2 protein-coding genes are annotated in these 1,417 nt (G+C 66.4%); both read right to left on the bottom strand.

Annotation, left to right across the window (positions count from 1 at the left end):
• Positions 1 to 1,178: response regulator (locus tag AC097L_RS24320; RefSeq protein ID WP_479589294.1), on the bottom strand; the 1,178-nt coding region annotated here is incomplete at its 3' end.
• A gap of 15 nt (positions 1,179 to 1,193) precedes the next feature.
• Positions 1,194 to 1,417, bottom strand: a 224-nt coding sequence (locus AC097L_RS24315) for a hypothetical protein (RefSeq protein ID WP_479589293.1), incomplete at its 5' end; no start/stop codon positions are given.

The raw sequence follows: 1,417 nt of genomic DNA, 5'->3' as shown, positions 1-1,417 counted from the left end.
AGCAGGTTGGTGGCGGCTTCAAAGTCAAATTCAGGGGCGCTGAGCTGCCCGGCCAGCGTCTTGACCGCCTCGACCGCCGCCGGATACTGCTGCTCTTGCACCAACATGAGCGCGGCGATGGTGGCTGCGTGGCGCTCGGTGCGTACGGTGTCGGTGCTGCGGGCGGCCACGCGTTTGTAATCTTCCTGGCAGCGCAGCAAGGCTTTTTTGTCGCCGGATTCCAGCCGCAAAAACGCCAGCAGCACCAGCGCCTGGCAGTCCAGCATCTTGGAGTCCAGGCCCATGCGCACGGTGCGCTCCAGCAACTGCTCGGCCTGTTTGCGGTCGCCCACATAGGCCATCAGCAGACCGAAGTTCTGCGCCCGGGTGATGGAGTGGGGCGAGCGCTGGGCCGCGTTCTGGTAGGCCTCCAGCGCCTGCGGGTACTTGCCCAGCTCAAACTGGGCCCGGCCCAGCATGTCGAAGGCATCGGCGTAGTCGGGGTTCTCCAGCAGCAGCTTCTCCAGCGCGCTGGCCGCCTTGGCCGCCTGGCCGCTTTCCAGCAGGGTGCGGGCAATGCCCAGCCGGGCCCAGAGCATGGGTTTGGCGGCAATCACGGCGTTCAACAGCGTCAAGGCCCCTTCGAACTGGCCGGTGCGCAGCAGCAGGTCGGCGCCCATGCGCGCGGCATACAGCCAGAACGGGCCTTTGGCGGCAAAACGCTGCAGGCACAGGCGGGCGGCCTGGTCAAAGTTGCCGTTGTCGATGGCCTCGAAGATCTCGCGCAGCGACAGCTTGCGGGTGCGGGCCTGGTACAGCCGCTCGCCCAGGCTGTTGGCGCTGTGCGGCTTGAGCAGGTAGCCGTCCAGGGCCGATTCGGCGGCATCGGCCACCTTGGCATAGGTAGCCTCGGCGGTGACCATGATGAACACGGTGGAAAACGGCAGCAGCTGGTTGCGCCGCAGGTCGTCCACCAGGTCTTGGCCCGAGAAACCCCGGCTTTCAAACGCGTGCTCGCACAGCACTACATCAAAGCGTTCTTGCTCCAGCAGCTTGCGCGCGGCGGTGGTATTGACGCACTGCACCACCTTGCCCAGGCCAAACTCCCGCAGCTGCGCCACCAGGATGGAGCGGGAGGTGGCGTGGCTGTCGATCACCAGCGCCTGGCTGGTGGAGAGGTCGTCGGGGCGGGATTCCACGGAGTTGGGTGGGCTTCAGGCTTGGGTGTTGAGCAGCGTTCCCAGCACCGCATCCTGGGTTTTGAACACGTTCAGGTTGGCCAGAGAGGCGTTCTTGGCCTGCAACTGGGCCACCACATCGCCCTCCAGGCCTGTGCTGGGCTGGCTGGCGCGGCTGACCTGGCTGCCGACGCCGCCACCCGCCTGGGTGCTTTGTTCCACCTGCCGCCGCTCGAACCCTCCGCCCTGGCTGTTGGCCA

The organism is Rhodoferax sp. RT5P35, assembly GCF_056521385.1.
The sequence above is the reverse complement of the archived record's forward strand: the minus strand, read 5'-3'. Positions and strand labels throughout refer to the sequence as shown.